The following is a 3,499-nucleotide window of genomic DNA, read 5'->3' on the forward strand; positions in this document are numbered from 1 at the left end:
CTTATGTGGAATCTGTTTTGTCAAGTTCATTGTGTCTTGCCCTGGTTCACCTCGACGATCGGTAGGAGGGTCGCGGTGGTTGGGATTCCGAGTTGGCGAGGCGTGGGGCCAGCGGGTGTGGGGACGTCTGCGAGCCGCTCCAGTAGTTGATCGAGGGCAGTTTGTCCGTCGTCCACCGCGGCGCGTTCTTCATCAGTGAGAGGGATGGACGCGAGCATGCGCTGGAGATTCTCTTTCGCTTCGAGCAGTTGCCCCTTGGACGAGTCTTTAGGCGTGTAGAAGTCGCAGCGGGCGCATGCCATGCGGTGCTGGCACTGCTCGAAGAAGGTGTAGGTGCAGTGCCCGTGTCCCAGGTCGTAGTACTGCCAGGGCTCACCGGCGGCTGCGGCACCGGAGGTGACGGCGTCGCGGTCGACGAGTACTTCGATGGTGCGGACGTTGCGTGCGAAGTAGCCGGCATCGCTGTAGGCCCGGGACAGGACGAGCGGGGTGATCTTCGCGTAGTGCTGAGTCGCCGCCGGCGTGCGGTGCCCGAGCCAAGCCTGCAGCTCGAACAGCGTCATCGGTTCCTTGGCGTTGTAGAGCTGGCTGGCGATGGTGGACCGTGCCCGATGGCTGGTGATGTTGCCTCGGACGTCGGCGGTGGGAACGCCGGCCTTGTGACAGAGCGCCGGGATGATCGTCTCGTTGATGTAGGTCTTGCCGACCCGCCGAGCTCGGAATGTGAAGAGGAAGTCGACAGGTTCACCGGTCTTGCGGTCCAGCAGCGGGGGCTGTTGCGGGCGTATCGATTGCCAGACCTCAACGGCTTGTCCGAGCAGGGGGTCGACAGGCTTGGTGAACGTCGTGCCGGTCTTGTGGACGGGCACATCCAGCAGGCAGACGGCGTCGCGGGCCAGGACCTCGTCGGAGTCGCCCGGGACAGGAACGTCTTCGTGTTGCCAGCGGATGCAGCCAAGACGTAGGCGCGCGATCTCGTCACTGCGCAATCCGCTGAACAGCCAGGTCAGAGTGACAGCTCGGACGAGTTCGACGGGATAGATGAAGCCGTGCTGGTTGGTGGGGATGTCGTCTGGCTCCAGGTTGAGGCCCGCCCAGAGGACCTTCGCCCAGATGTCGTCGGCGATGACGCGCGGATCTGGGCCGATCAGAGCGTGGATGCTGCGGGGTGTCGCAAGCGCCGTCATGGGGTCGAAGCGGCGAGGGATCCAGTCCCATTCTTGGCAGTCGCGGAGGAAGCCTCGCAGGACCTTGATGTAGCCGGCCTTGGTGCGGGGCGAGAGGGGCTTTCCCCACCGCTCGGCTGATCCGGTACGGACCTGAACGAAGTCACCAGTGGACATCCGGTCCACCGCCGCGATCCAGGAGGCGCACGTCGCACGAGTCCACTGACCTGGTTCACGGACGTCAGGATGCTCTGCTGCCAGCCACCGCCCGGCCTTGGCCAAGATGGTCCGGTAGGTGCCACGGACTTTGGGCGTCAGGGCTGACGTACTGGCCCACCGTTCGACCCACGAGGTCCAAGAATCGGGGGCGCCGTCGATTTTCACGACGCCCTTCGTCCGCTTGGGTTCGGGCGGAGGATCCGCGTAGCCGAGTGCCGCAACGGCCCGGTGGATAGCGTGCAGAACATCGCTGTTCCACCTGCTCAGCGCGGGCTCCTCTCGTATTTGCAGCAGGCTCTCACCGGACAGGTCCGACAGCAGCGGGCTGCGGTTGAGCAACAAGACTTCGCAGAGGACACGGCGCAGACCGTGCCGGGATCCCTTGTTGGAGCGGTAGCCCCACCCGGTCAGAACCTCGGTCACCTCGGCGACTGCGGCCTCCAATGCGTGGTCGCCGAAGACCCGGCGAGCTACGGACGGTCGGCTGTAGGAGCCGATGCGATGGAAGTCGACGAAACCGCCGACGAGGTATGCCAGAGCGATGACATAGGGGCGAGTGAATCGCTCCAGCCAGCTGGGCCACGGAGCCGTGAACGACCGGGCATCCGCGGCGATCAGCCGGGCCCACGTGTCCGGCGTCCAGCCCCAGTAAGCCTGGTCCTCGGAAACACACGTGCGGAGAACCAAAGCGGCCGCATCGTCCACGGCCCGACGGTGATGGACCAGGTCGGGCAGCCAGCCTAGGGACTCCCGGGCCTCGTCCAGAGGTGTCACCAGGCGGCGGATGACTCGCCATTCCGGAGCGTGCGAGTTGTGGCCGTGTCGGCGGCGGACCTCCCAGCCCAGTGCATCGAGGGCCTCTGCTTCGTGGACGCGTAGTTCCGGGCGCCGGTCGAAGCTCCGGTGATCCAGCGGCCACGACCAGGACCTTTGCGCGGGGACGGTGGCAAGAGCCGCGCTGAGAGCCCTGGTCATGAGCCCTCCGCCGCAAGGCTGGCGTCGGCCTGGGCCAGCATCCGTGTCCGCCAGTCGTGGATCTGCTCCATACCGCGGCTGAGCTTCTGAGACAGGTCCCGGCCTGAGAGGTGGATGTAGCGAAGTGTCGACTCAGTGCTGCGATGGCCAGCGAATGTCGCGATGGCGTGCAGTTCCCAGCCCATCCGGGCCAGATCGGTCAAGCACAGGTGCCGCGTCGTGTGGGTGGAGAACCGCGGAACGTCGGCCGCGAGAGCGATCCGCCGTACCACTTTCGACCAAGTCCACAGCGTCAGCGGCTCGGCGCGATTGCGGCGGGACTCCGAAAGGAACAGCGGCCCCCGTGCCCTGCTGATCTTGGCACGGTGCCCCAGGTACTCCGACATCAGCACCCCGGTGGATGCGGAGTAGGGGACGACTCGCTCCAGCCTGTTCTTCGTGCATTCCGCCCGTACTCGCAGCGTCCGATGTGCTGGATCCAGATCATCAGTACGCAGCGAGCACAGCTCTTCCCGGCGCAGGGCGGCGTCGTAGGCCAGCGCCAGCATCAACCGGTTACGGATCGGCTCGGCACGTGCGACCGCCAGCACATGCAGCCACTCTTGCTCCGTAGGGATCCAGGGCAGCTTGGTCAGCCGCGGCACCAACCCGCGCTGTGAGCTGCCGAAATGGCGACCTGGCGTGTACTTGCCGCGTCCAACGGGATTGGATTCGCGCAGCCCTTCCTCGATGAGGAAGTCGTAGAACAGGCGGACCGGCACGAGTCGCTGCTGGAGTGTCGCATTGGCCAGCCCGGCTCCGGAATCGATTGACACGACGTTCGCCCCGCGCCGGCTGGGGCGTGTGCTCAGCTCGCGGACGTACGCAGCGATGTTGGCGCGGTTCGCCGTGACGGGATCAACCTCGTCGCGTTCGCATACCTCCAGGTACTCGGCGAGCCCGCGGGCATACGCGTCGATCGTCCGTGGCGCCCGCCCGAGGTCGACCCACACCAGCAACCAACTCGCAGCCCGTTCATGGCGACCCAGGACAGGCCACTTCTTCTCAAGCTTCTCGGCATCCAATGCCCCTCCCCCAGTACGCAGTGAGATCGAGAGAAGCAGCATCACTCCTCTGATCAGATTCCACGTAACTGATAG

General features: G+C 65.4%; 2 protein-coding genes. Both read right to left on the reverse strand.

Annotated elements, in window-relative coordinates; all coding sequences use genetic code 11:
- Positions 1 to 26: 26 nt before the first annotated feature.
- The gene (locus LE548_RS45105) at positions 27 to 2,360 is read right to left on the reverse strand and encodes a tyrosine-type recombinase/integrase (protein WP_225102837.1); all 2,334 of its coding nucleotides are present in this window, start codon (positions 2,358 to 2,360) and stop codon (positions 27 to 29) included.
- Entirely contained in the window at positions 2,357 to 3,466 is a 1,110-nt protein-coding gene (locus tag LE548_RS45110) for a site-specific integrase (protein WP_225102838.1), read from the reverse strand. The genes LE548_RS45105 and LE548_RS45110 overlap by 4 nt, the downstream gene beginning before the upstream one ends.
- Between the last annotated feature and the right edge of the window lie 33 nt (positions 3,467 to 3,499).

It is taken from the genome of Streptomyces sp. CoH27, from assembly GCF_020181035.1.
GTDB lineage: Bacteria > Actinomycetota > Actinomycetes > Streptomycetales > Streptomycetaceae > Streptomyces > Streptomyces camelliae.

Excerpts from the sequence above, each read along its gene's own strand:
- LE548_RS45110 (WP_225102838.1), bottom strand. The coding sequence starts at position 3,466 with ATGCTGCTTCTCTCGATCTCACTGCGTACTGGGGGAGGGGCATTGGAT.
- LE548_RS45105 (WP_225102837.1), bottom strand. The coding sequence starts at position 2,360 with ATGACCAGGGCTCTCAGCGCGGCTCTTGCCACCGTCCCCGCGCAAAGG.